This is a genomic window from Thioalkalivibrio sp. ALE30 (assembly GCF_000377465.1).
In the GTDB taxonomy this organism is placed as follows: domain Bacteria; phylum Pseudomonadota; class Gammaproteobacteria; order Ectothiorhodospirales; family Ectothiorhodospiraceae; genus Thioalkalivibrio.
Genome location: NZ_KB898177.1, coordinates 30052 through 55399 on the forward strand (window position 1 = coordinate 30052; position 25348 = coordinate 55399).

Genomic DNA, 25348 nt, shown 5'->3' on the forward strand with positions numbered 1-25348 from the left:
CCGCCGCGTCAGGCGGCGCCGTTGGTGCGCGACGGGGCGACCGGCTCCGGCGTGATGTCCCAGATCTCGCGGGCGTAGTCGCGCACCGTGCGGTCGATCGAGAAATACCCCATGCGTGCGACATTCAGGATGGCGGCCTCGGCCCAGGCGGCGCGGTCGGCGTACAGGGTGTCCGCCCGCGCGCAGGCCTCGGCGTAGGCCGCATAGTCGGCGATCACGAAGAAGGGATCTTCCTGGCGCAGGTAGCGACCGAGGTCGGCGTGGGTGCCCGGGTCGTTGCAGGTGAAGAACCCGGACTCGATCATCTCGACTGCGGCGGCGAGGCCCGGCTGGCCGGCCAGTATGGCCTCCGGGGACGGGCCGTGGCGGCGGTGCTCGACGACCTCGTCGGCGGTCATGCCGAAGATGAAGATGGAGTCCTCGCCCACCGCGTCCCGGATCTCGATGTTGGCACCGTCCAGGGTGCCGATGGTCAGGGCGCCGTTGAGCGCCAGCTTCATGTTGCCGGTCCCGGAAGCCTCGAAGCCGGCGGTGGAGATCTGCTCGGAGACATCCGCCGCCGGGATGATGATGCTCGCCGAACTGACCTCGTAGTTGGGGAAGAACACGCACTTCAGGCGGTCGCCGATGGCCGGGTCATGGTTGACGATGTCGGCGACCTCGTTGATCACCTGGATGATGCCCTTGGCCCGGGCATAACCCGGCGCGGCCTTGCCGCCGAACAGCACCACGCGCGGCGGGATGTCCTCGCCGGCGCGGATGCGGCGGTACAGGTCCACCACGTGCAGGAGTTTCAGCAGCTGGCGCTTGTACTCGTGGATGCGCTTGATCTGCACGTCGAACATGACGTCCGGGTTCAGCTCCACGCCGGTGCGCTCGCGCACCAGGTCCGCCAGGCGCTGCTTGTTCGCGCGCTTCACGTCCATGAAGGCCTTCTGCAGGTCGGCATCGTGGGCGTAGGGTTCCAGCGCGCGCAGGCGATCCAGATCGTACTGCCAGTCGTCGCCGATGCGCTGGCCCAGCAGTTCGGTGAGCGCGGGGTTGGACTGGATCATCCACAGGCGCGGGGTCACCCCGTTGGTGACATTCACGAAGCGCTCCGGCCACAGGTTGTAGAAGTCCTCGAACAGGGTCTCCTGCAGCAACTGGGTGTGCAGCGCCGCCACGCCGTTGACGCGGTGCGAACCCACCACCGCGAGGTGGGCCATGCGGACCCGACGGCCGTGTTCCTCGTCGATGATGGACAGCCGCGCCAGGCGGTCGTTGTCGCCCGGGTAGCGGTGGCGTACCTCCTCCAGGAAGCCATGGTTGATCTGGTAGATGATCCCCATATGGCGTGGCAGTACGCGTTCCATCAGCTCCACCGGCCAGGTCTCCAGGGCCTCGGGCATCAGGGTGTGATTGGTGTAGGCGAAGGTGCGCCGGGTCAGCTCCCAGGCGCGTTCCCAGGGCAGCTCGTGCTCGTCCATCAGCAGGCGCATCAGCTCTGCGACGGCGATCGCCGGGTGGGTGTCGTTCAGCTGGATCGCGACCTTGTCGGGCAGGGCGTCGAGGCTGTAGTCCAGAGCCAGATGGCGCTCCATGATGTCCTGCAGCGAGGCCGAGACGAAGAAATACTCCTGCTTCAGGCGCAGTTCCTTGCCGATCGCGGTGGCGTCGTTGGGGTACAGGACCATCGAGATGGTCTCCGACTCCGCCTTGTCCGCGACCGCGCGGATGTAGTCGCCTTCATTGAAATAGCGCAGGTCGAAGTCGCGGGTGGCCTTGGCCGCCCAAAGACGCAGGTTGTTCACGTTGCGCCGGCCATAGCCCGCGGTGGGGTAGTCGTAGGCCATGGCCAGGACTTCCTCGCCGTCCTCCCAGGTGTAGCGGGTGGAGCCATCGGGGTGATGGTGCTCGACCACGTAGCCGTAGAAGTGGATCGGATACTTGCGGTCCGAGCGCGGGAACTCCCAGGGGTTGCCGTAGCGCAGCCAGTTGTCCGGGTGTTCCACCTGATGGTAGGGCTCGAATTCCTGGCGGAACATGCCGAACTCGTAGCGGATGCCGTAGCCGTAGCCGGGGTAGCCCTGGGTCGCCAGGGACTCCAGGATGCAGGCGGCCAGGCGCCCCAGCCCGCCATTGCCGAGGGCCGCGTCGTCTTCGAGGTCCAGAATGGTGTCGAGGTCGACGCCGAGATCGGCCATGGCCTGGCGGGCCGGCTCGAGGATGCCCATGTTGCGCAGGTTGGCCTCGAGCATGCGCCCGATCAGGTATTCCAGCGACAGGTAGTAGACGCGCTTGACGTCCTCGTCGGCGAACTGCCGGCGAGTCAGCAGGCGGCGCTCCACCATGCGTTCGCGGATGGCGAAGGCCAGGGCCTCCATCCAGTCGCGTTCGGTGGCCTGGCGCGGGTCCTCGCCGACCACGCGGACCACAGCATCGCGGATCGACTGCCGCAGACCCTCCACATCGTTGGGGAGGTTGGGCAGGTGGGTCACTTCGGGGGCGGCCATCGGGCGGATCTCCAGAAAGGGGGTAGAAGCGCCGATGCCCGGAATTATCCTTCCCGGGCGACGGCGCGATAGCCGATATCTGTTCGGCAGTATATATCGTCGAAATGAATCTGGTGTACGGCCGCGTAGGCCTTTTTCTGCGCGCTCTTCACGTCGGCTCCGAGGCCGACCACGCAGAGTACGCGACCGCCGGCGGTCACGATGCGACCCTCGACATCGCGGGCGGTTCCGGCATGAAACACGTGGGCGTCGGGATCGGCCTCCACGGTCTCCAGGCCGCTGATGACGTCGCCCTTGCGGTAGTCCCCCGGATAGCCCCCGGCGGCCAGGACCACGCCCAGCGCTACGCGCGCATCCCAGCGGGCCTCGACCGCGTCCAGACGCCCGTCCAGCGCCGCCTCGACCAGTTCGCTGAGGTCCGATTCCAGGCGGCTGAGGATCGGCTGGGTCTCGGGGTCGCCGAAGCGGCAGTTGAACTCCAGGACCTTCGGGTTGCCCGCAGCGTCGATCATCACGCCGGCATACAGAAAGCCGGTGTAGCGTTCGCCGTCGGCGGCCATGCCCTGCACGGTCGGTTCGATGACGTCGTGCAGGATGCGCGCATGCAGCGCATCGGTCACCACCGGGGCGGGTGAATAGGCCCCCATGCCGCCCGTGTTCGGGCCCTGGTCGCCGTTGTCGCGCGCCTTGTGGTCCTGCGAGGAGGCCAGCGGCAGCACGTGCTCGCCGTCCACCATGCAGATGAAGCTGGCCTCCTCGCCGGTCAGGAATTCCTCGATGACCACGCGGTTGCCGGCTTCCCCGAAGGCGTTGCCGGCCAGCATGTCGTGCACCGCCGCGCGGGCCTCGTCCTCGGTCTGCGCGAGAATCACGCCCTTGCCGGCGGCCAGGCCGTCGGCCTTGACCACAATGGGCGCGCCGTGGGTGGCGATGAACTCCAGCGCGGCCTGTTCGTCCTCGAAGCTGCCGTAGGCGGCTGTCGGGATGTGGTGGCGGTGCATGAAGTCCTTGGCGAAGCTCTTGGAGCCCTCGAGCTGCGCGGCCTTTGCCGTGGGGCCGAAGCAGCGCCGGCCGGCGGTGCGGAAGGCATCCACCACGCCGGCGACCAGGGGTGCCTCGGGGCCGACCACGGTAAACGCGATGGCCTCGCGTTCGGCCAGGGCCAGCAGCGCGTCGATGTCGGTGACGCCGACGTCGACGTTCTCGCACTTGGCCTCGCGCGCGGTGCCCGCGTTGCCGGGGGCCACCAGGACGCGCTCGACGCGCGGCGACTGCGCCAGCTTCCAGGCCAGCGCATGCTCGCGCCCGCCGTTGCCGATTACCAGTACGTTCATCAGGACCTCAGTGGCGGAAGTGGCGCATGCCGGTGAACAGCATGGCGATGTCGTGCTCGTTGGCGGCGTCGATCACCTCCTGATCGCGCATCGAGCCGCCGGGCTGGATCACCGCGGTGATACCGGCCTCGGCCGCGGCGTCGATGCCGTCGCGGAACGGGAAGAAGGCATCCGAGGCCATCACCGAGCCGGCGACCTGCAGGCCTTCGTCCGCGGCCTTGATGCCGGCGATGCGCGCGGAGTATACGCGGCTCATCTGGCCCGCCCCGACCCCGATGGTCTGCTGGTCGCGGGTGTAGACGATGGCGTTGGACTTGACGTACTTGGCGACCTGCCAGGCGAAGCACAGGTCCTTCATCTCCTGTTCCGACGGCGCGCGCGCGGTCACGGTCTTCAGTTCCACATCGGCCAGGCTGCCGCGGTCCGCATCCTGGACCAGCAGCCCGCCGCCGATGCGCTTGTAGTCCAGGCCCGGGCCAACGCCCGCCGGCGGGATCTCCAGTACCCGGACGTTCTTCTTGGTGGCCAGCGCGCGCAGCGCGCCCGGCGTGATCTCGGGGGCGATCACGACCTCGACGAACTGGCGGCTGACAATCGCATGCGCTGTGTCGCCGTCCAGCGGGCGGTTGAAGGCGATGATGCCGCCGAAGGCCGATGTCGGGTCGGTCTGGAAGGCGCGCTCGTAGGCCATCAGCTGACTCGGCGCGACCGCCACGCCGCAGGGGTTGGCGTGCTTGACGATCACGCAGGCTCCGGCCTCGAACTGGCGCACGCATTCCCAGGCGGCATCGGCGTCCGCCAGGTTGTTGTAGGACAGCGACTTGCCCTGGTGCTGGCGGTAACTGGCCAGGGTGCCGGGTGTGGGCTGCGGATCGCGGTAGAACGCGGCGCGCTGGTGCGGGTTCTCGCCGTAGCGCAGGGTCTCGACGCGCTCGAAGGTGGCGTTCAGCTGCCCGGGGAAGGGCGCGGCCTCGCCGTCCTCGTCCAGGGCCGACAGGTAATTGCTGATCGCGGCGTCGTAGCGCGCGACGTGGTCGAAGGCCGCCACCGCCAGGCGGAAGCGCAGGGACTGCGGGACCTCCCCGTGATCGCCGATGGCCGCGACGATCTCGCCGTACTGGTCGGGGCTGGTGGCCACCGCCACGTCACGGTAGTTCTTGGCCGCCGCACGCAGCATCGCGGGCCCGCCGATGTCGATGTTCTCGATGGCATCCTCCAGGCTGCACCCGGGTCGGGCCACGGTCGCCTCGAAGGGATAGAGGTTCACCACCAGCAGGTCGATCGGGGGGATGTCCTGCTCGGCCATCACCGCGGAGTCGATGTCGCGCCGCCCCAGCAGGCCCCCGTGGATGCGCGGGTGCAGGGTCTTGACCCGGCCATCCATGATCTCGGGGAAGCCCGTGTGCGCGGAAACCTCGGTCACCGGAAGGTTGTTTTCGGCCAGCAGGCGGGCCGTGCCGCCGGTGGACAGAAGCTCCACGCCGCGCTCGTGCAGGGCGCGGGCAAGCTCCACGACGCCGGTCTTCTCGGAGACCGACAAAAGGGCGCGCTGGATGGGGCGGCTGGGGGTCATGCGGGGCCTCGGGATCGCTGCAAAAACCGCCATTATATCGAACGCGTGACGCCCGTGGAGGCGGCTTCGACCCGGCCGCGGCACAGCGGGAGGGCTGGGGCTCAACTTGTAATTTTTGCGCAAAACCTTCAGGGTATAAAAACGATTTCGGACACAACGCCCGCGTTCAGACGCAGCGCGAGGCGCCGTAAACGATCCCCGAGCCAGGCGGGATGGGCCCGCCAGACCACGGCTCGGCATCCGGGTAATGAAGAGCCCTCCGGATGTGCAGGATGAACCGGCCAGGCCGGTAGCGGGCGCTGCGAACAACGCGCCCGTTGCATTGCTACCCGAACACCAGGCCTGGCCTGGGCGGATCGGGCGAATGGCGAGACCGCCGGGACATGCGGGGGTCGCGGTTCTCTGCGTTTGCGGGGTGTTGTGCCGACGGATCGGCCGCGGGCCGTCCGTTCACGCTTACGACAGCAGCAAAAGCCAAGAGGAACCAGCATGGCAGCGAACATCAAGAATGATCAGGATTTCGGTGACAAGCCGACCGAACGTCGCGATACCGAGAACTACCTCAACGAGTACACCACCGGTTTCGTCGACAAGTGGGACGACCTGATCGACTGGGACAACCGCGCCAAGAGCGAAGGCACCTTCTTTATCGAGGAACTGAAGAAGCGTGGCGCCAAGCGCGTGCTGGACGTGGCCGCCGGTACCGGTTTTCACTCCGTACAGCTGCGCGAAGCGGGCTTTGACGTGGTGACCGCCGACGGCGCCCCGGAGATGCTCGTCAAGGCCTTCGAGAACGGCCGCAAGCGCGGGCACATCCTGCGCACCGTGCAGGCCGACTGGCGCATGCTCAACCGCGATATCTACGGCCGTTACGACGCCGTGGTCTGTCTGGGCAACTCGTTCACCCACCTGTTCAACGAACATGACCGCCGCAAGGCCCTGGCCGAGTTCTACTCCGCCCTGAACCATGATGGCGTGCTGATCCTCGACCAGCGCAACTACGACACCATCATGGACCACGGCTACTCGTCCAAGCACACCTACTACTACTGCGGCGACGACGTGCAGGTGCAGCCGGCCCATGTCGACGAAGGCCTGGCCCGCTTCCAGTATCGCTTCCCGGATGGCTCCGAGTACTTCCTGAACATGTTCCCGCTGCGCAAGGCCTATGTGCGCCGCCTGATGCGCGAGGTCGGTTTCCAGAAGATCGAGACCTACGGGGACTTCCAGGAGACCTATCGCGAGACCGATCCCGACTTCTTCATCCACGTTGCCGACAAGCGTTATATCGAGGGCGAGGAACGATGAGCGAGAACTACTCCGACGTCGTCGAGACGGCTCGCGACTATTACAACAGCGAGGACGCCGACACCTTCTACAAGATGGTGTGGGGCGGTGAAGACCTCCATATCGGGCTGTACGAGTACAAGGACGAGCCGATCGGCGACGCCAGCCGGCGCACGGTCGCCCATATGTCCGACCTGCTCGGCGAGCCGCAGCCGGAATGGCGCGTGCTCGACATGGGCGCCGGTTACGGCGGTGTCGCGCGCTACCTGGTCGAGAACTACGGCTGCGAAGTCACCGCGCTGAACCTGTCCGAGAAGGAAAACGAGCGCGACCGCGAGATCAACAAGGCGCGCCACCTGGACCACAAGATCACCGTGGTCGACGGCAGCTTCGAGAAGGTCGACGAGCCGGACGCGTCCTATGACGTGGTTTGGTCCGAAGACTCGTTCCTGCATAGCGAGAACGAAAACAAGAAGAAGGTGATTCAGGAGGCCGCTCGAGTGCTGAAGCCGGGTGGCTGGCTGATCTTCACCGATCCGATGCAGACCGACGATTGCCCGGACGGCGTGCTGGACCCGATCCTCGCCCGCATCCATCTGGATTCGCTGGCTAGCCCCGAGTTTTACCGTGAGGCGGCCAAGGCAGCGGGTCTGGAAGAGGTCGGTTTCGAGGAGCATTCCAGCCAGATCGCGACCCACTACGGCCGCGTGAAGCAGGAGCTCGAGTCCCGCGAGGACGAGCTGAAGCACTACATCTCGCAGGACTACATCGACCGCATGAAGCAGGGCCTGCAGCACTGGGTCGATGGCGGCAACTCGGGCTACCTGACCTGGGGCATCTTCCGCTTCCGCAAGCCGGCCCGCTAGGTCGCGCTTGCGAAGCAGGGACCGAGGGGCTGGCCGCCGTCAGGCGGGCAGTCGCCTCCAGACCCCGTCCATGCGGCCTTCGAGCGGCTGGAAGCGGGTCTTGTATTCCATCTTCGGCGCCTGGTCGATCCAGTAGCCGAGGTAGACATGGGGCAGACCGAGGCGGTGCGCATGCGCCACCTGGGTCAGGATCGCGAGGGTGCCCAGGCCGCGGCGCGGCTGATCCGGATCGAAGAAGCTGTACATCGCCGACAGCCCCTGCGGGGTGCGGTCGGTGACGGCTACCGCGACCAGCGTGCCGGCCTGGCGGAATTCGATCAGATCCACCGGGCCGTTATGGTGGGCCAGCATGCCCGTGTATTCCTCGCGCCCCATCTGCTCCATGCCCCCGCCCGCGTGGCGGGCGGTCTGGTAGCGCGAGAACAACGGCATGTGCTCGTCGAGATCGGCGGCGGGCCCGGTGCCCGGCTGCTCCGGCGGGCGCCGGATCGCAACCGCGAGATCGTGGTTGCGGTTCAGGCAGCGACGCTGGCTCCGGTTCGGGCGGAAACTCGCCACCGGGATGCGCACCGGTACGCAGGCGGCGCACTCGGGGCAGTGATGCCGATAAACAAACTGACCGCTGCGGCGAAAGCCCTCGGCCAGTAGCTGGCCGAAACGCGCGCCGCCCAGGCTGACCGCGGGGTCGACCAGGAGGCTCTGCATCTCGCGGTCGTCCAGATAGGGGCAGGCCTGCGGGGCAGTGATGAACCAGCGGATCGGATGTTCCTGCATGGCGCTATCGTGACATCTCCGTGCACGGGCGCAAACAGGGGCATCCCAGACCGCCACGAGATACGAAAGAGCCTGCCGGAAGGGTGGGCTCCACGTCCGGGATGGAACCCCGGCGTGTACACTTATCCCATTCGAAACCAATGGTGTACGGCACATGACGGCAACACGCAAAGATATCGAGAACGCGCTGAAAGAGCGCATCCTGATCCTGGACGGCGGTATGGGCACGACCATCCAGTTGTACAAGCTGGAGGAGGCCGACTACCGCGGCGAGCGCTTCAAGGACTGGGAGTCCGACCTGAAGGGCAACAACGACCTGCTGTCCCTGACCCGTCCGGACATCATCGAGCAGATCCACAACGACTACCTCGAGGCCGGTGCCGACATCATCGAGGCCAACACCTTCAACGGTACCCGCATCGCGATGGCGGACTACCACATGGAGGATCTGGTCCCCGAGCTGAACCGCGAATCCGCGAAGCTCGCGCGCAAGGCCGCCGATGCCTGGACCGAGAAGACCCCGGACAAGCCGCGCTTTGTCGCCGGTATCCTCGGCCCGACCAACCGCACCGCGTCGATCTCGCCGGACGTGAACGACCCGGGCGCGCGCAACGTCGATTTCGACACCCTGGTCGAGGCCTACAAGGAGGCCGCCGAGGCCCTGGTCGAGGGCGGCGTGGACCTGCTGCTGATCGAGACGGTGTTCGACACCCTGAACGCCAAGGCCGCGATCTTCGCGGTGAAGACGCTGGAAGACGAGCTCGGCAAGGACCTCCCGATCATGATCTCCGGGACGATCACCGATGCCTCCGGCCGCACCCTGTCCGGCCAGACCACCGAGGCCTTCTGGAACTCGGTGCGTCACGCGAACCCGGTCTCCATCGGCCTGAACTGCGCGCTGGGCGCGAAGGAAATGCGCCAGTACGTGGAAGAGCTGTCGCGTATCGCCGACACCCACGTCTCCGCGCACCCCAACGCCGGTCTGCCGAACGAGTTTGGCGACTACGACGAGTCCCCGGAGCAGATGGCCGCGGACGTCGGTCCGTGGGCCGAACAGGGCATGCTGAACATCATCGGCGGCTGCTGCGGCACGCTGCCGGAGCACATCCGCGCGATGCGCGAGGCGGTCGAGAAGCATCCGCCGCGCAAGGTGCCGGAGATCGCCCCGGCCTGCCGCCTGTCGGGCCTCGAGCCCTGCAACATTACTGACGACTCGCTGTTCGTGAACGTCGGCGAGCGCACCAACGTGACCGGCTCGCGCAAGTTCCTGCGCCTGATCCAGAACGAGGAATACGACGTCGCGCTGGAAGTCGCGCTGAACCAGGTCGAGGGCGGCGCCCAGATCATCGATATCAACATGGACGAGGGGATGCTGGAGTCGCAGGACGCGATGGTCCGATTCCTGAATCTGCTCGCCGGCGAGCCGGATATCGCCCGCGTGCCGGTGATGATCGACTCCTCCAAGTTCGAGATCATCGAGGCCGGCCTGAAGTGCGTGCAGGGCAAGCCGGTGGTCAACTCGATCTCCATGAAGGAGGGCGAGGAGAATTTCATCAAGCAGGCCCAGCTGTGCCGCCGCTACGGCGCCGCGATCGTGGTCATGGCCTTCGACGAGGACGGCCAGGCCGACAACGAGGACCGCCGTGTCGAGATCTGCACCCGCGCCTACAAGCTGCTGACCGAGAAGGTCGGTTTTCCGGCCGAAGACATCATCTTCGACCCGAACATCTTCGCGGTCGCGACCGGTATCGAAGAGCACAACAACTACGGCGTGGACTTCATCGAGGCCACCCGCCGCATCAAGAACGACCTGCCGCACGCGCTGGTCTCCGGCGGCGTGTCCAACGTGTCGTTCTCCTTCCGCGGCAACGAACCGGTGCGCGAGGCGATCCACGCGGTGTTCCTGTACCACGCCATCAAGGCGGGCATGGACATGGGCATCGTCAACGCCGGCCAGCTCGCGGTCTACGACGACATCGACGAGAAGCTGAAGGAAGCGGTCGAGGATGTGGTCCTGAACCGTCGCGATGACGCGACCGAGCGACTGCTTGACCTGTCCGAGGAGTACAAGGGCCAGGGCGGCGGCAAGAAGGAGGAGAACCTCGAGTGGCGCGAATGGGAAGTCACCAAGCGCCTCGAGCACTCCCTGGTCAAGGGCATCGACACCTACGTGGTCGAGGATACCGAAGAGGCGCGCCAGGCCTATGACCGCCCGATCCAGGTGATCGAAGGCCCGCTGATGGACGGCATGAACGTGGTCGGCGACCTGTTCGGCGAGGGCAAGATGTTCCTGCCGCAGGTGGTCAAGTCCGCCCGCGTGATGAAGAAGGCCGTGGCCCATCTGATCCCGTACATCGAGGCCGAGAAGACCGGCACCGAGAACAACGGCAAGATCCTGATGGCCACGGTGAAGGGCGACGTCCACGACATCGGCAAGAACATCGTCGGCGTCGTGCTGCAGTGCAACAACTTCGAGGTCATCGACATCGGCGTGATGCAGCCGGGCGCCGAGATCCTGAAGGCCGCCAAGGAGCACGATGTCGACGTCATCGGCCTGTCCGGCCTGATTACCCCCTCGCTGGAGGAGATGGCCAACTTCGCCGCCGATCTCGAGCGCGAAGGCATGACCACGCCGCTGATGATCGGGGGCGCGACCACCTCGCGCGCCCACACCGCAGTCAAGATCGAGCCGAACTACTCCGGCCCGGTGGTCTGGGTGAAGGACGCCTCGCGTGCGGTGGGTGTGGCCCAGAGCCTGATCAGCCCCGAACTGCGCGAGAAGTACGCCGCCGAGATCCGCGAGGAGTACGAAAAGCTGCGCGTGCAGAACGCCGGGCGCAAGAAGAAGACCCAGTGGGTCACCCTGGAGAAGGCGCGCGCCAACAAGCCGCAGATCGACTGGTCGAGCTATACCCCGACCAAGCCGAAGGCGCTGGAAACCGACAAGCTGCCGGGCGAGCCGACCGTGCTGCACCCGCATGGCGACGGCTCCGTGCTGCTGCGCTTCGACGACTACGATCTGAACGAGGTCGCCGAGTACATCGACTGGACGCCGTTCTTCCACTCCTGGCAGCTGCACGCCGCCTACCCGCGCATCCTGGATGACGAGAAGGTGGGTGAAGAGGCGCGCAAGCTGTTCAAGGACGCCCAGGAGATGCTGCAGCGGATGATCGATGAGAAGTGGGTCACCCTGCGGGGCGTGGTGGGCTTCTTCCCGGCGAACACCGTCAATGATGACGATATCGAGGTCTATACCGACGAGAATCGCTCCAAGGTGCTGAAGAAGCTGCATCACCTGCGTCAGCAGACCGAGAAGCGCCGGGGTCAGCCGAGCCACTCGCTGGCCGATTTCGTGATGCCGAAGGAGGCTGGCGGTCCCGACTACATCGGGGCCTTCGCGGTCAGTGCCGGTGGCGATGTCGACGCCAAGGCCGCGGAATTCGAGAAGGCCAACGACGACTACCACTCGATCCTCGTGAAGAGCCTGGCGGACCGCCTGGCCGAGGCCTTCGCCGAGTGCATGCATCAGCATGTGCGCCGCGAATTCTGGGGCTATGTCCCGGACGAGTCGCTCGAAAACGAGGACCTGATCGAGGAGAAGTACCAGGGTATCCGCCCGGCCCCGGGTTACCCGGCGTGCCCGGAGCACACCGAGAAGTCCACCCTGTGGGAGCTCCTGCAGCCGGAAGAGAACGCTGGCATGACGCTCACCGAGAGCTACGCCATGCTGCCGGTCTCGGCCGTGTCCGGCTGGTACTTCGCACATCCGGAGTCGCGTTACTTCGGTCTCGGCAAGGTCAACCGCGACCAGGTCGAGGATTACGCGAAGCGCAAGGGCATGTCGTTCGAGGAGGCCGAGCGCTGGCTCGCGCCGAACATTGGCTATGACGACAGCGACGAGGCCAAGGCGGAAGCCAAGGCCGAGCGCGAGGCCCGGACCGCGTAACACCCCGGTCCCGTCTCCGGGCCGACCCGTGCGAGCGGGCGGGTCCGGCAAACTGCGAGCCCCGCATCAGGGAATCCCCGGTGCGGGGCTCGCTTTGTCTGGGTGGCCGCGCCAAACTGTTCGGGTCCGCCCGCAACCGGAGTTCGTGCATGTCCGCCCGTGAACCCGCGATCGACGCCCGACCGGCGATGTTCCGCAATCACCCGTTCGGTTTCATCCTCAGCCTCGTACTGATCCCGGCTTTCGGACTCGGCCTGCTGATCCTGCTGTGGTGGTATCTGCAGACCCGCTCGGTTCGGCTGCGCATCGATGCCGACCAGGTGCATCTCGAGCGCGGTCTATTGTCGAAGTCGCATGTGGATCTGGATATCGGCCAGATCCGCACGGTGAAGGTGGACCAGAGCTTTTTCGACCGCATCTTCCGGGTGGGCCGAATCGCGGTGTACACCACTGGCGACAACCCGGAGTTCCGGGTCACCGGCATCCCCGACCCCAACCGCGTGCGCGAGTACGTGCGCGGTCGCCGCGAGGCCCTGGCATGAGCCGGAGCGATCGCTCCGACAGCCGCCTGGCGCTGCGCATCCTGCTGGGCACCTCGGCGCTGGTCGCCCTGCTGGTGGCCCTGCTGGTGCTGGCGGCGGCGGTCTCCCTGCCGGGGCTGTCGGACTGGGTGGCGCTGACCTTCGACGACGGTATGGGCCTGAAGAACGCCGCGCTGGTCGCGGCCATCGTGTCGGTCCTGATCTCGATCGTGTTTGCCCTGGCCGCCGGCGAGGGCCTGATCGGGGAGCTGCAGTTCATGATCCCCGGCTTTTTCCTGTTCTTCGTCTTCTTCTGGCTGATGCTGGCCTGGATCTTTTGATCCCGGCCGGTGCACCGTGCATCCTGCGTTTCCTTCTCAACCCCCGGAGCCCCGAGCGTGACGACCGACGCGGACAACGAATCCAATCCCCAGCACCACCTCACCCTGCGGCCGACCCGGATCGAGGACTACGAGGACATCCGCGAGATCATGGAGCGGGTCTACCACGACCTGGACGGCGCCTGGAGCGAGGCACAGTTCCGCTCCCAGGTGATGCGTTTTCCCGAGGGCCAGATCTGCATCGAGGACAACGGCAAGGTGGTGGCCGCGGCGATCAGCCTGATCGTCGAATACAAGCGCTTCGGCGATCACCACAACTACTGGCAGATCACCGGCAACGGCTTCCTGACCACCCATGACCCGGACGGCGACACGCTCTACGGCGTGGATATCTTCGTGCATCCGGACTATCGCGGGCTGCGCCTGGGGCGGCGGCTGTACGACGCGCGCAAGGAGCTGTGCGAGAAGCTGAACCTGCGGGCGATCGTCGCCGGCGGGCGCATCCCCGGCTACGAGCAGTACCGCGACGAGCTGACCCCGCAGCAGTACGTGCGCCGGGTGAAGAACCACGAGATCACCGATCCGATCCTGACCTTCCAGCTGGCGAACGACTTTCACGTCCGCAAGATCATCACCAACTACCTGCCGGACGACGAGAAGTCCGGGGCCTACGCCACCCTGATCGAGTGGCTCAACATCTACTACGAGGAGAAGGAGAAGCTGATCGGCGGTAGCCGCTCGGACGTGCGCATCGGCGTAGTCCAGTGGCAGATGCGCCCGACGGTGGATCTCGATGCCCTGTTCCAGCAGGTGGAGTACTTCGTGGATGCGGTCTCCGGCTACCGCGCGGATTGCGTGCTGTTCCCGGAATTCTTCAACGGCCCGCTGATGGGGGCGTTCAATCAGGACTACCCGGCCGAGGCCGTGCGCCGTCTGGCCGAATACACCGAGGCGGTGCGCGAGGAGATGGTGCGCCTGGCGCTGGCCTACAACATCAATATCGTGGCCGGGTCGATGCCCGAATACACCGAGGATGTGCTGCGCAATGTCTCCTACCTGTGCCGCCGCGACGGCACCTGGGACCGCCAGTACAAGGTCCACGTGACCCCCGACGAGGTCTCCTACTGGGGCCTGCAGGGGGGCGACGAGGTACACGTCTTCGATACCGACTTCGGCAAGATCGGCATCCTGATCTGCTACGACGTGGAATTCCCCGAACTGCCCCGGGTGATGGCCGATCATGGCCTGCAGATCCTGTTCGTCCCCTACTGGACCGACACCAAGAACGCCTACCTTCGGGTGCGGCGCTGTGCCCAGGCACGCGCCATCGAGAACGAGTGCTACGTGGTGATGTCCGGCTCGGTGGGCAACCTGCCCAAGGTCGAGAACATGGACATGCAGTATTCCCAGGCGGCGGTCTTCACCCCGTCCGACTTCGCCTTCCCGCATGATGCGGTGGCGGCGGAGGCGACCCCGAACACCGAGATGACCCTGATCGTCGATCTTGACCTGGACAACCTGAAGGAGCTGCGCAACCACGGCTCGGTGCGCAACCTGCGCGACCGCCGACGGGATCTCTACTCGGTCAAGTGGAAGTCCAAGCCGGTATAGCCCGCGCGGATAAAACGTGAACGCGTTCCGGTTGCCCGTTGGCGGCCACTGGCATCGGCGCGCCCGGCAACTTAGTCTTGTGCGTACAGGGAGGACCGGACACGGCCAGAATGCGGCGGGTGACCGGGGTTCGCGCCGTCGCCAGGCGGGCGCCAGATAGTCAGGGGACAGCATGAGCGAGCAGATTCCGGATCCGAAACGCACCGCGATTCTCGTGGTGGATGACTCCAAGGTCATCCGGGTCGCGTTGCAGCGCATCCTGCAGGACCAGCACACGGTCTACGAGGCCGCCGATGGCGAGCAGGCCCTGGAGCTGCTGCAGCAGTATCCGGATATCGGCCTGGTGCTGACCGATCTCTCGATGCCGGGGATCGACGGCCAGGATTTGCTGCTCCGTGTGCGCGATGGCATCGAGAATGTCCCTGCCGATCTCCCGGTGGCGATCGTGACCGGCCAGGAGAGCGACGAGGCCGCCAGCGACGAATGGCGTTCGCTGGGCGCCAGCGCCGTCCTGATGAAGCCGTTCGTGCCGACCCGTGTGCGCGAGGTGGTGGCCGAACTGCTGCCGCCGCCCCCGGAGCCCGCGAGCGCCGGCGCGGAAGTCGATACCGCCGAGGCCGCGGCGCTGCGCGAAGAGGTCGAACGCCTGCGTCGCGAGCTGATGCTGCGCCAGCAGTCCGCCAACGAGCGCGAGGCGCAGAAGGAACTGGAGCGCCTGCGCAATGCCCTGGGCGAGGCCCGCGATGAGTCCACGGCGGCCTTCCAGCGCGCCGAGGAACGCGAGCGCGAGATCGAGACCCTGCAGGCCCGGCTGGAGGAGACCGAGACGGCGCTGGCCGAGGCGCGGGCGCGCGACGAGGAGGCCGCGGCCGCCGGCGAGCAGGCCGAGGCCCGCGAGGCCGAACTGGCCACGCTGCGCGCGCGGGTCGAGGAGCTGGAGGCCGAGGAGGCCGGGGCACCCGCGGCGGCCAGCGAGGCGACCGAGCAACTGCGCAGCCGGGTGCGCGAACTGGAGGGCGAGAACGTTCGCCTGGATCATGACCTGGTCGAGCTGGAGCGCCAGCGCGACGCGGTGCAGAAAGAGCTGCAGGACGCGCGAGCCGAGGCCGATCGCCTGCGCCGCGAGCGCAATCAGCAGTGCGAGCGGGCGGCCGCCGCGGAGAAGGCCCAGGCGGAGGCGGAGCAGCGCTGCGCGGACACCGGGGACTCGGCGGCGGATCTGGGCGAGCGCCTGGTAGCGCGCGAACAGGAACTGGCCGAGTCTCAGCAGCGCAATCAGGAGCTGCGTGGCCGTATCCGCGATCTGGAACACGCCCTGACCGGACACAGCACCACGGCGGCCGCAGAGCCCGAGCGCCCGGCCGATCCCGAGGGGTCGGTCAAGGCGGAGCCGGAGGACCGCCTGCGCGCGCCAGCGTCAGACCCGTCGCACAGGCGTTCCGAGCGCCTGGGGCGCCGGCGCTGGTTCCGGGTGGCCTTCGTGGGAGTGCTGGCGGTTGTGGTCGCCCTGGGTGTGGCGATCTACCTGCGTGGATACTGACGTCGCCGGAGGGCCCGGCGATTCGATGAGTTGTTGGGAGGTGGCGGGCCCGGGTGACCCGGGGCCCGCCGGGAGCATTTCCTACTGGTGGCGGTCGCGGAGTACGCCCAGCAGATGGTTCCAGGAGTCGTGGTCCGCGCGGGCGTCATAGCCCACCGGCATGCCGAATTCCTCGGCAATGGCGTCGGCCCCGGGGTTGGTGAAGCTGTGCTTCACCCCGGAGAATTCCACCACGGTGTAGCGCGCCTCGGCATTCTGCATCTCGTCCTGGAAGCCGGCGATCTGTTCCGGCGGGATCATCGGATCCGCGGTGCCGGTGAAGCTGAGCAGTTCCGCCGTGACCTTGCCGGCCTCGGCCGGGTGCTCGGTCCCCAGGCCGCCGTGGAAGCTGGCCGCAATGTTCAGGTCCATCCCGGCGCGTGCAGCCTCCAGGGCCACAGTGCCACCGAAGCAGTAGCCGACCGCGGAGGGTGCGGCATCGGCCGCCGCATCATGCGCGCGCAGCCAGTCGTAGGCGGCCTGGAAACGGCCCAGCATCAGATCGCGGTTCTCGCGGATCTCGCCGGCGAATTCGCCGGCGGTGGAGGGGTGGTCGGCCAGCTTGCCGCTGCCGTACATGTCCAGGGCGAAGGCTGTGTAGCCCTCGCGGGCGAGTTGCTCGGCGCGGTCGCGGGCGTAGTCGTTGTGGCCCCACCACTCGTGGATGACCAGGACCGCCGGATGCGGGCCGTCGCCTTCGGGGTAGGCGAGGTAGCCGGTCATCTCGTCACCGTCGTGGTCGTAAGCGACCTCTTCGGTCTGGATGCCGGCGAAGGCGAGGCCGGGCAGGAGTCCGGCCAGCAGGACGGCGAGCGGCGCGAAAGCGGGTTTGGCGAACATCGAACACCTCCTTGATCGTCGAATCGACTCTCGATAGACCCGGACCCTCGAGTATGGTTCGTTGCCCCGCCGGGTTACAACGATCGGGACAGCGGCTACAGTAGAGACGTCCGGGCCGTGTCAGCGCGCCGGCCCGGGAACAGGACGAGTGGGGCGAAGCGATCGGCGCTTCGCTCCGGCAAGAGGATCCATCCATGTCCGAGCGTTCCGCCAACGATTCCCTGGAGGCCCGGGTCCAGTCGGCCGACAAGCTGCTGGCGATGCCGCAGGTGGTATTCGAGGTCGCGCGTCTTCTGGAGGACGACAACGCGACCGCGGTCCAGATCGCGAACAGCCTGAGCCGCGACCCCGGCCTGGTGGCCCTGGTCCTGCGCATCGCCAATAGCCCCGCCTACGCCCCCGCGCGCACCATCGACTCGGTGGACCGCGCGATCGCGATGCTGGGGCGCGATGCCCTGCAGCGCCTGGTGGTGGCCAGTGCGATCACCCGCGCGACGGCCAGCATCCCCGATCAGGAGCGCCTGCCGCTGGAGGTCTTCTGGCGGCATTCCGCCTACTGCGCGGTGATCGCGCGTCAGCTGGCGATGCGGGTGCTGCCACGCCAGGCCAGCGGGATCTTCCTGGCCGGTCTGCTGCATGACCTGGGCAAGCTGCTGCTGTTCTCGCAGTCGCCGGAATCGGCCCATCGGGCCTTCCTCTCCAGCCTGGATGTCGGCGACGGGCTCAGCCCGCAGGGTGCGGAACGTGCCCAGCTGGGGTTTGATCACGCGGAGCTGGGCGGGGCCCTGGCCGAGCACTGGGGACTGCCGGAGCTGCTGGTCGATTGCCTGGCCGGTCATCATCAGCCCATGCAGGCGCCGGAGCGCCACCGCACCGCCGTGATGCTGGTGCACCTGGCCAATACCGGCGCCCATCTGGCCGAGATCGACTCGCGCGACTGGGCCGACGCCCCACCGGTGGACCCGGCGGTCTGGGAGGCCCTGCACCTGGCCCCCGAGGTCCTGCTCTCCGCCGTGGAGGAGGCCCAGCACGAGGTGCTGGCGGTGCAGGACCTCTGCGATCCGGCGCACGACGCGGAGCCGCGCGCGTGAGAGCGTGGTGTGAACCCGCGCCGGCCTCCGGGGTCGGAAGCACTATGTCGATGTCCGCCTGTATCAACCCGGGTCTGCGCGTGTGGTTCGCGGCCGGCTTGCTGTTCCTGCTGGCGGGCTGCGCCGGGGTGCCGGCGACGCTGGCCCCGTTGCCGGCCGCGGCACCGGATCGCGAGCAGGTGCTCGCCGACCCCGAGGCGGTGAAGGGCGAGGTCGTGGTCTGGGGCGGAGTGATCGCGGCCATCGAGAACACCGACGGCGGCACCCGGCTGGAGGTGGTCGCCCGCGAACTGGATCGCCAGGGCCGCCCGCGGGAGGCTGACCGCTCTCCGGGGCGCTTTCGCGCGGTCAGCAGCGGGTTCCTGGACCCCCAGGTCTACGCCGAGGGCCGCGAGGTCACCGTACGCGGCGTAATCCAGGGCATCGAGGAAGGCAGTATCGGTGACTACGCCTATACCTTCGTGACCCTGCAGGCGGATGCGGTGTACCTGTGGCCACGCCGGCCGCCGCCGTCCGAGCGGTATTATCGCGACCCGTTCTACGACCCCTTCTACGATCCGTTCTACAGCCCCTGGGGCCCGCGTTACGGGGTCTACGGGCGTTATCACCCGCATCCGTGGTACTGGTGAGTATGTCCCGATTCCGATTTCCCCTGGCAGCCCTTCTGCTGCCCCTGTTCCTGATCGCCTGTGCCTCCGGGCCGCTGGAGGCGCCTGACGACCCGTCCGTGCAGGTCGAACCGCGGGCCGTCACGGCGGACAGCCTGCCCGCCGACGAGCAGGTCTGGGGCGGCGTCATCGCTCGGGTGGACAATCGCGCCGAGGCCACCTTCGTCGAGGTGGTTGGCTACCCACTGAGCCGCCAGGAGCCGCAGACCCGGCAGTCCACCACCGGACGCTTCCGCCTGCGGGTGGACGGCTTTGCCGACCCGGTGGACTATCGCGCCGGTCGCCGCATCACGGGCGTAGGCACGGTTACCGGCGTCGAGGAAGGGCGGATCGGTGAACTGGACTACGTCTTCCCGGTGCTGGATGCCCACTCGGTGCATCTGTGGCCGGAGCCCGAGCCGCCGCGCTCATCCGGCGGTGTGCGCTTCGGCATCGGGATCGGTATCGGCCTGTAGCGCGGGACCGGGTCGTCCCGGCGCGCGGGCACAACCATTCGAATTTGTCTGGGAGGTTCCATGCGAGCAGTGGTGTTTGACGAACCCGGCACCGCCGAGGTCCTGCGCCTGGACGAGGTGGCGGAACCGGCGTTGACGGCCCCCGACCAGGTCCGTGTCCGGATGCTGGCCGCCGGCGTCAATCCGGTGGATACCAAGGTGCGCGGCGGCGGCATGATCGTCCCCGGCGCCCCCCGCAACACCCCCGGTTGCGATGGCGTCGGCATCGTCGAGGAATGCGGCAGCGCGGTACACCACACGCGGCCGGGGCAACGTGTGGCCTTCTGTTTTGGCGGGGTCGGCGCCGATCCGGGTACCTACGCCGAGCAGGTGGTGGTGCCGGAGGCCGCGGTGGTCCCGGTACCCTCGGCGGTGTCCGATATCCAGGCCGCGGCCCTGCCGCTGACCTGGCTGACCGCGTGGGAGGCCCTGTTCGAGCGAGCCGATCTGCAGCGCGGACAGAGTGTGCTGGTGCATGCGGCGGCCGGTGGCGTGGGCCAGATGGCGGTGCAGATCGCGCGTGCGGCTGGCGCTCGGGTGCTGGGGCTGGTGCGGCGCGACGAGGCCGCCGCCATTGTCACGGCCCTGGGCGTGGATGTCGCCGATCTGCGCAAGCCGGACGCCGGGGAGGCCATTCGCCGGTACACCGATGGCCAGGGCTTCGATGTCGTGCTGGATACCGTGGGGGGCGAGACCTTCCGCGAGGGCCTGGCCCAGGTGGCCTATGGCGGCGACCTGGTGACCCTGCTGGCACCCCCGGCGGATGTCGACTGGAACCCGGCGCGGCTGCGCAACCCGAGTATCAGCCTGGAGCTGATGCTGACCCCGATGCTGGAGAACGATCGCCGGCGCCTGAAGCAACAGGGGACCCTCGTGGCCGAGGGCCTGGCCCGGCTGGCCAGCGGGCGGTTGCAGGTCAACGTCGAGGACACCCTGCCCCTGGCCGAGGCGGCCGAGGCCCACCGCCGCATCGAGGCCGGCGGCCGCCGCGGCAAACTCGTCCTGCGCATCCCCGAATAAGCGGGTCTTGCAACCATCAAGAAGGGCAAGGGCGGTCTACAGGAAGACGCGAAGATTGGAAGAGGGATTGGGTTGAAACGCAGGAAGCATGGCGGGCGGTTTGGGAATCGCGGTCTCCAGCCAATCCCCTACCCCAAAAACCCTTCCCGTCTTCCCTTCTTCCTGTAAATCGCTCTTGCCCTTGCCCTGCTTCGTGTCTTCGTAGCGGACTCCTGAAGCGCATGGGGCCGGGGGTTAGCTGCCGAAGAGGTGGCTGAAGACGCGGGCGCCGCCGATGTAGGTGCCGGCGGCGGAGCCCAGGGTGGTCAGCAGGAAGACCAGCAGCACGCGCGAGACGCGGTTGCGCCACCAGCCGCGCGGGGTGGTGGTGTCCTGGCGCAGGCTGGCGAAGTCGGAGACCCGGGGCTTGCGCAGGAACAGCTCGGCCGCCGCCGCGACAAAGCCCACCCCGATGGTGGGGTTCAGCGAGGTCAGCGGGGCGGCCAGGGCGGCGGTGAGCACGGTCAGTGGGTGGGCCAGCGCTACGATCGCGCCGATCGCCGCCAGGCCGCCATTGATCAGGACCCAGTCGGTGACCATCTGCACCCCGATGTCCGGGTTGCGCGAGAAGCCGATGGCGAAGCCGGCCAGGATGACCCCGATCACCACCCACGGGATGACCTTCGGCCAGCGCGCCTTGGGCGGGGCCTGGTCGAGCGCCTCGAGGATCGCGTCCGGCGGGGTCAGGTGATCCTCGGCCTGTTCGGCAATCCCGGGCAGGTGCCCGGCCCCGACCACCGCGAGGATGCGGCGGGTGTCCGGGTTGGCCGCGAGCCGGCGCAGGTGGGCGGCCATGTAGTGGTCGCGCTCCTCGATCAGCGTGCGGTAGAGATCCTCGGACTGCTCGGCAAACTCGCTGAACGTGGACTCCAGCATGTCGCCTTCCTTGAGCCGCTCGATCTCCGATTCGTCGATCTTCTCGCGCGACAGCACCGAGCCGAACAGGCCGCCGATCAGCCCCATGCGCTCCCACCAGCGTACGGCGCGGTAGGTGCGGCGCAGGGTCAGGCCGATGTCGCGGTCGATCAGGGCCAGCGGCAGGCCGCGGTCCAGGGCGCCGTCCATCGCCGCGCGCATCTCGGCGCCCGGCTCGATGCCGTACTGGTCGGCCAGGCGTTGCTGGTAGGCGCCCAGCGCCAGGCTGGCGGCGATCATCGGGGCCTGGCCCTTGCGCATCACGCTGAACAGGTCCATGCGGCCGATGGCATCTGGATCCAGCATGGCTCGCTGGCGGCTCTCGCACAGCTCGATGGCGACGCTGTCGAAGGCGCCGGTGTCCACCAGCGCGCGCACCTTGTCGGCGCTGGCGCGCGAGACGTGCGCGGTCCCCAGCACCACGACCTCGGTGTCGCCCAGCTGCAGGACGCGGTGGGGTTCGTCGGCGATCAGTTCCTGGACGGCGGGATTCATGCGTGGCGGGCTCTTGCTCCGGTGGGCGGGCGTATTCTACGGCGAATGCGTGCGGCCCGCAGCGCCGGAAGGGGGCGTTGCGGGGAGGTGGTCAGGGGGCCTCGGGTTCGGCTTGCGGCACGTCGGCGGGCGGGGTCGCCTCGTCGGTCGCGGGCAGGGGTTCCGGCACGCGCAGGCTCTCCAGGCGCTCGATTACCCGCAGGGCGCGCTCGTGGGCGGTGATCAGTCCGGCGTGGTCGGGGGCCAGGTCGAGCCCTTCCTGCCAGTGCTCCAGGGCCTCTTCGATGCGCCCGGCGGAGTAGTGCCCGCGCCCCGCTTCCAGCAGTTCCTCGGCGCGTGCGTCGCGGCGTTCGCGCCATTCCTCGCACAGCACGCGGTGCGCCCGCTGCGCGGCCTGGTCCGGGCCGGAGGCGTCGGCATCGGGGGTGATCTCGCTGCGGCACCAGCGCGCGGCCGTGGCCAGGTCGTCGGCCTCCAGGGCCTGGCGCAGGCGTGCGTTGATGGTGGAGCGCGGGACCTCGTCCTCGACCGCGGGGGCCTCGGCCTCGCGCAGTTCCTGCTCCAGTTCCGCGATGCGCCGCGCGCGTTCCGAGGCGGGTGCCAGGTTCTGGGCCAGGCGCAGCAGCTCCAGGCGTTCCTCGCCCTCGGTATCCGCGGCGTAGCCGTCCAGCGACCGGGCCAGGGGGTCGCGGCGCTGGGCCAGGCGGTCGGGATCGTCCGGCAGCTGTTCGCTGCGCCGCACCAGCGGACGCATCACCTCCAGCAGGCGCAGCTGCTGGACCAGGGCGCGGGCCTCGAGGATGTCGTGGCGTTGTTCCAGGGTCTGCAGGCCGACTTGCCGCTGGCGCTCGAGTTGCTCGATGTACTGGCGCCGTTCGCTGGCGGGCGGCAGCTTCTGCTCGGCGTCCTCGAGGATCTCCAGGGCGCGGGCCACGGCGCCCTCGGCCGAGGCGGCGCGCGCCTCGTCCATGGCCGCGGCCGCGGCGGTCTCGGCCGCGCGCTCGATTTCCTCACGGCGCTCGGTCCATTCCGCTTGCGGTTCCGGCTCGTGCTGCTCGATCAGCTCCAGGGCGCGCTGGTAGTCGCCGGCCTCCAGCGCGCGCTCGATGCGCTGCTCCGGCGGGGCGAAGGGGTCCAGGGCCGCGCAGCCCTGGACCAGCAGGACCGCCAGCAGGATGCCCGCGAGCGGGAGGAGGCCGCCGCGTGTGGTCATGCGCGGTCCAGGACCCGGGTGACCGGAACGGCCTCGCTGACGCCGTGCAGCTCGTGGGTGCCCCAGTCTTCGGTGCGGAAGTGTCCCTTCACCTGCTCGTGCTCCATGAATGCGGCGGTCGTGACCAGCCCGCCGGGGGGCGCGACCGTGACCAGGCGGGCGGCCAGGTTGACGGTGTCGCCGACTACGGTGAACTGCATGCGGTCCTCGGCCCCCATGTTGCCGGCCAGCATCTCGCCGGCGTTCAGGCCGATACGGAATTCCACCCGGGGCTCGCCCCGACGTTCGCGCTCGGCATTGATCGAGGCGACGGTTTCCAGCAGGGCCAGGCCGGTTTGCACAGCGGTCAACCGGTGGTTGCCGGCGTCCGTCCCGAGGCCGAAGACCGCCATGGTACAGTCGCCCATGTACTTGTCCACCGTGCCTCCGTGACGGGCAATGCATTCCGACATCGGGCCGAAGAATTCGTTGAGCATCCGGCCCAGGGCCTCCGGGCTGCAGCGCTCTGACAGCGCCGTATAGCCCTGGATGTCGGCAAACAGGACCGAGCCCTCCACCGCGCGCCCGCCCAGCTCGACCCGGTCCAGGTTCTCCAGGATGTCCTGGGCGATGGCGTCCGATACGTAGCGGCGCAGGGCGGCCTCGACCTGGTCCTTGCGCAGCAGGTCGCGCGCCATGTCGTTGAAGGCATCGGTCAGCTGGGCGATCTCGTCCTGGCGCACCATGGGCAGGGGGTTGCCCTCGGCGTCCATCGGCCGGAAGCGCGAGCGCATGCTCTCGGCCAGGCGTTCCAGCGGCCGCACCAGGCGCTTGCTGATGTCGATCGCCAGCAGCAGGCTCAGCAGGAAGACCCCGATGGCCGTGGCAATCCCGGCATTCAGGGTGTTGCGGATGAGTTCCTGCATGGGCGAGGTGTCGATATAGGCCTCGATGTAGCCCACCTGCACATCCTGGAAGAGGACCTCGCGGCGGTACGGTTCCACCGTGGGCGCCAGGGGCCACACGCCGTCGGTGAGAGACTGCTCCGGCGGGGTTCCGGCACGCGCGACCTGGCCGCGATCGATCGCGTAGGCGGCGATGGATTCGACCCGCCCCTCCTCCACCAGCGAGTTCAGCAGGGTCTCCAGGGTCAGGTAGTCCTCCGCCAGCATCAACTCGGCCGAAGTGCGCGCGACCGGCGCCACCGTGATCTCGGCCTGGGCGCGAATCTGGTTGTCCAGCACATTGCTGACCTGGTTCAGCACCACGGCCGACAGGGTCACGATCCCGGCCAGCGTAAGCCCGGCGATGGCCGCCACGATCTTCCATGCGATCGGCAGATAGCGGGGCGTGAAGTCGGCCCCGCCGACATTCAGGCGGGCGCTGACACCGCGCTTGCGCCGCCCGATCACGAGGCATCCTCGCGTGGTGCGAGCCAGGGGGCCAGCCAGGCCCGCCAGTCGGCGAGCAGGGCGGAGGAGCGGGCCGCTACCGCGGAACGCTTGGCCAGGGAGCGACCGAACACCGGGCGGCCCCCGAGGTCGCACATGGCCCCGCCCGCGCGGGCGAGCATCAGTCCGCCGGCCGCGCTGTCCCAGGGGGCCTGTCCGCCATGCAGGTACAGATCGGCGCGCCCGGCCGCCAGCCAGGCCCACTCCAGGGCGCAGGCCCCGAGGTTGCGTTGCGACCGGAACGGGGCATGGCTGGCCAGTTCGCGCGCCAGTGGGGCGTCCAGCCGCTTGTAGTCGACCAGGGCGATGGCGCGTTTCAGCTCCGGGACCGGTGGTCGCCGGGCCGCCGGCGGGGTGGCGGCGTTGAGCTCCAGCGCGGTGTCCTCGGTCGCGGTGAACAGTTCGTCGCGAACCGGGTCGTAGGTCGCCCCGTGGGTGACCCGGTCGCCTGCAATGCGGGCGATGGAGATGGCGAAGAAGGGCATGCCGCCGGCGAAATTGGAGGTGCCGTCGAGCGGGTCCACCAGCCAGAAGGCCGGGGCGGTCTCCAGGACCTGTGCCTGTTCCGCGCGCGCCTGCTCCTCGCTCAACACCGGTTCGCGCTGCCCGTGCTGGCGCAGCAGCTCGCGCACCCGGGCGTCCACCGCGTGGTCGGCCTCGGTGATTACACTGCCGTCGGCCTTGTAGTCCACGTCGATGCCGGCTTCGAAGCGCGGCAGGAGTTCTTGCTGTCCGATCACGCGCAGACCCCGGGCGAGATCGGAAAAGGGGATGGAGGTGGCAGTCATGCAGCCCTGGCAACGCCGATTGCGGAGT

The 25348-nt window shown here is 68.0% G+C and carries 20 protein-coding genes; 11 read left to right on the forward strand and 9 right to left on the reverse strand.

Annotation, left to right across the window (positions count from 1 at the left end):
- Window positions 1-8 precede the first annotated feature (8 nt).
- From D107_RS0112275 to purH, 3 genes are read right to left on the reverse strand one after another with little or no spacing between them, the layout of a single operon-like run.
- The gene (locus tag D107_RS0112275; protein ID WP_018866712.1) at window positions 9-2495 is read right to left on the reverse strand and encodes a glycogen/starch/alpha-glucan phosphorylase; all 2487 of its coding nucleotides are present in this window, start codon (window positions 2493-2495) and stop codon (window positions 9-11) included.
- A 44-nt stretch (window positions 2496-2539) separates the two neighbouring features.
- Window positions 2540-3829 carry a phosphoribosylamine--glycine ligase gene (purD, locus tag D107_RS0112280; RefSeq protein WP_018876891.1) on the reverse strand — a complete coding sequence of 430 codons (1290 nt, stop codon included), beginning with the start codon at window positions 3827-3829 and terminating at the stop codon, window positions 2540-2542.
- Window positions 3830-3836: 7 nt separating this feature from the next.
- The gene (gene purH / locus D107_RS0112285) at window positions 3837-5402 is read right to left on the reverse strand and encodes a bifunctional phosphoribosylaminoimidazolecarboxamide formyltransferase/IMP cyclohydrolase (RefSeq protein WP_018878484.1); all 1566 of its coding nucleotides are present in this window, start codon (window positions 5400-5402) and stop codon (window positions 3837-3839) included.
- Between the two features lie 489 nt (window positions 5403-5891).
- On the opposite strand from purH, the gene D107_RS0112290 reads away from it, so the two are divergent.
- Entirely contained in the window at window positions 5892-6710 is an 819-nt protein-coding gene (locus D107_RS0112290) for a class I SAM-dependent methyltransferase (RefSeq protein ID WP_018866715.1), read from the forward strand.
- Window positions 6707-7555, forward strand: coding sequence for a methyltransferase domain-containing protein (locus tag D107_RS0112295; protein ID WP_018876893.1), 849 nt, complete (start codon window positions 6707-6709; stop codon window positions 7553-7555). The genes D107_RS0112290 and D107_RS0112295 overlap by 4 nt, the downstream gene beginning before the upstream one ends.
- Before the next feature lie 39 nt (window positions 7556-7594).
- Here the strand turns inward: D107_RS0112295 and D107_RS0112300 are convergent, their stop codons facing one another.
- The gene (locus D107_RS0112300; protein WP_018881589.1) at window positions 7595-8329 is read right to left on the reverse strand and encodes an arginyltransferase; all 735 of its coding nucleotides are present in this window, start codon (window positions 8327-8329) and stop codon (window positions 7595-7597) included.
- A 154-nt stretch (window positions 8330-8483) separates the two neighbouring features.
- On the opposite strand from D107_RS0112300, the gene metH reads away from it, so the two are divergent.
- The 5 genes from metH (at window position 8484) to D107_RS0112325 (ending at window position 16288) form a co-directional block, all read left to right on the forward strand.
- On the forward strand, window positions 8484-12275 hold the full coding sequence (gene metH / locus D107_RS0112305; RefSeq protein ID WP_018881590.1) for a methionine synthase: 3792 nt from the start codon (window positions 8484-8486) through the stop codon (window positions 12273-12275).
- A 149-nt stretch (window positions 12276-12424) separates the two neighbouring features.
- A complete protein-coding gene (locus D107_RS0112310) occupies window positions 12425-12817 on the forward strand; it encodes a PH domain-containing protein (protein WP_018876895.1) in 393 nt (130 codons plus the stop codon).
- Entirely contained in the window at window positions 12814-13137 is a 324-nt protein-coding gene (locus tag D107_RS0112315; RefSeq protein WP_018878480.1) for a hypothetical protein, read from the forward strand. The genes D107_RS0112310 and D107_RS0112315 overlap by 4 nt, the downstream gene beginning before the upstream one ends.
- A 57-nt stretch (window positions 13138-13194) precedes the next feature.
- Complete coding sequence (locus D107_RS0112320) at window positions 13195-14748, forward strand: bifunctional GNAT family N-acetyltransferase/carbon-nitrogen hydrolase family protein (RefSeq protein WP_018879717.1); 1554 nt, start codon at window positions 13195-13197, stop codon at window positions 14746-14748.
- Window positions 14749-14920: 172 nt separating this feature from the next.
- A complete protein-coding gene (locus tag D107_RS0112325; protein ID WP_018881591.1) occupies window positions 14921-16288 on the forward strand; it encodes a response regulator in 1368 nt (455 codons plus the stop codon).
- Window positions 16289-16369: 81 nt separating this feature from the next.
- On the opposite strand, the gene D107_RS0112330 is transcribed toward D107_RS0112325, so the two are convergent.
- On the reverse strand, window positions 16370-17167 hold the full coding sequence (locus D107_RS0112330) for a dienelactone hydrolase family protein (protein ID WP_018866723.1): 798 nt from the start codon (window positions 17165-17167) through the stop codon (window positions 16370-16372).
- A 194-nt stretch (window positions 17168-17361) separates the two neighbouring features.
- On the opposite strand from D107_RS0112330, the gene D107_RS0112335 reads away from it, so the two are divergent.
- From D107_RS0112335 to D107_RS0112350, 4 genes are read left to right on the forward strand one after another with little or no spacing between them, the layout of a single operon-like run.
- Entirely contained in the window at window positions 17362-18258 is an 897-nt protein-coding gene (locus tag D107_RS0112335) for an HDOD domain-containing protein (RefSeq protein ID WP_018866724.1), read from the forward strand.
- A gap of 44 nt (window positions 18259-18302) precedes the next feature.
- Window positions 18303-18887: a Slp family lipoprotein gene (locus D107_RS0112340; RefSeq protein WP_018879715.1), complete on the forward strand. Its 585-nt coding sequence runs from the start codon at window positions 18303-18305 to the stop codon at window positions 18885-18887.
- Between the two features lie 2 nt (window positions 18888-18889).
- Complete coding sequence (locus D107_RS0112345; protein WP_018881592.1) at window positions 18890-19381, forward strand: Slp family lipoprotein; 492 nt, start codon at window positions 18890-18892, stop codon at window positions 19379-19381.
- A gap of 60 nt (window positions 19382-19441) precedes the next feature.
- A complete protein-coding gene (locus D107_RS0112350; RefSeq protein WP_026280810.1) occupies window positions 19442-20440 on the forward strand; it encodes a zinc-binding dehydrogenase in 999 nt (332 codons plus the stop codon).
- A gap of 234 nt (window positions 20441-20674) precedes the next feature.
- On the opposite strand, the gene D107_RS0112355 is transcribed toward D107_RS0112350, so the two are convergent.
- From D107_RS0112355 to D107_RS0112370, 4 genes are all read right to left on the reverse strand, one after another.
- Window positions 20675-21889, reverse strand: a complete 1215-nt coding sequence (locus tag D107_RS0112355) for a TraB/GumN family protein (RefSeq protein ID WP_018881594.1) — start codon at window positions 21887-21889, stop codon at window positions 20675-20677.
- 91 nt (window positions 21890-21980) lie between these two features.
- Entirely contained in the window at window positions 21981-23102 is a 1122-nt protein-coding gene (locus tag D107_RS0112360; RefSeq protein ID WP_018866729.1) for a hypothetical protein, read from the reverse strand.
- A complete protein-coding gene (locus tag D107_RS0112365; protein WP_018881595.1) occupies window positions 23099-24493 on the reverse strand; it encodes an adenylate/guanylate cyclase domain-containing protein in 1395 nt (464 codons plus the stop codon). Before D107_RS0112365 ends, D107_RS0112360 begins: the two co-directional genes overlap by 4 nt.
- Complete coding sequence (locus tag D107_RS0112370; RefSeq protein ID WP_018881596.1) at window positions 24490-25320, reverse strand: inositol monophosphatase family protein; 831 nt, start codon at window positions 25318-25320, stop codon at window positions 24490-24492. Before D107_RS0112370 ends, D107_RS0112365 begins: the two co-directional genes overlap by 4 nt.
- Window positions 25321-25348 lie beyond the last annotated feature (28 nt).

Coding starts and splice junctions, on each gene's coding strand:
- D107_RS0112295 (WP_018876893.1), top strand. CDS start 6,707: ATGAGCGAGAACTACTCCGACGTCGTCGAGACGGCTCGCGACTATTAC.
- D107_RS0112335 (WP_018866724.1), top strand. CDS start 17,362: ATGTCCGAGCGTTCCGCCAACGATTCCCTGGAGGCCCGGGTCCAGTCG.
- D107_RS0112360 (WP_018866729.1), bottom strand. CDS start 23,102: ATGACCACACGCGGCGGCCTCCTCCCGCTCGCGGGCATCCTGCTGGCG.
- D107_RS0112300 (WP_018881589.1), bottom strand. CDS start 8,329: ATGCAGGAACATCCGATCCGCTGGTTCATCACTGCCCCGCAGGCCTGC.
- D107_RS0112330 (WP_018866723.1), bottom strand. CDS start 17,167: ATGTTCGCCAAACCCGCTTTCGCGCCGCTCGCCGTCCTGCTGGCCGGA.
- D107_RS0112315 (WP_018878480.1), top strand. CDS start 12,814: ATGAGCCGGAGCGATCGCTCCGACAGCCGCCTGGCGCTGCGCATCCTG.
- metH (WP_018881590.1), top strand. CDS start 8,484: ATGACGGCAACACGCAAAGATATCGAGAACGCGCTGAAAGAGCGCATC.
- purD (WP_018876891.1), bottom strand. CDS start 3,829: ATGAACGTACTGGTAATCGGCAACGGCGGGCGCGAGCATGCGCTGGCC.
- D107_RS0112290 (WP_018866715.1), top strand. CDS start 5,892: ATGGCAGCGAACATCAAGAATGATCAGGATTTCGGTGACAAGCCGACC.
- D107_RS0112355 (WP_018881594.1), bottom strand. CDS start 21,889: ATGAATCCCGCCGTCCAGGAACTGATCGCCGACGAACCCCACCGCGTC.
- purH (WP_018878484.1), bottom strand. CDS start 5,402: ATGACCCCCAGCCGCCCCATCCAGCGCGCCCTTTTGTCGGTCTCCGAG.
- D107_RS0112370 (WP_018881596.1), bottom strand. CDS start 25,320: ATGACTGCCACCTCCATCCCCTTTTCCGATCTCGCCCGGGGTCTGCGC.
- D107_RS0112350 (WP_026280810.1), top strand. CDS start 19,442: ATGCGAGCAGTGGTGTTTGACGAACCCGGCACCGCCGAGGTCCTGCGC.
- D107_RS0112325 (WP_018881591.1), top strand. CDS start 14,921: ATGAGCGAGCAGATTCCGGATCCGAAACGCACCGCGATTCTCGTGGTG.
- D107_RS0112345 (WP_018881592.1), top strand. CDS start 18,890: ATGTCCCGATTCCGATTTCCCCTGGCAGCCCTTCTGCTGCCCCTGTTC.
- D107_RS0112310 (WP_018876895.1), top strand. CDS start 12,425: ATGTCCGCCCGTGAACCCGCGATCGACGCCCGACCGGCGATGTTCCGC.
- D107_RS0112275 (WP_018866712.1), bottom strand. CDS start 2,495: ATGGCCGCCCCCGAAGTGACCCACCTGCCCAACCTCCCCAACGATGTG.
- D107_RS0112340 (WP_018879715.1), top strand. CDS start 18,303: ATGTCGATGTCCGCCTGTATCAACCCGGGTCTGCGCGTGTGGTTCGCG.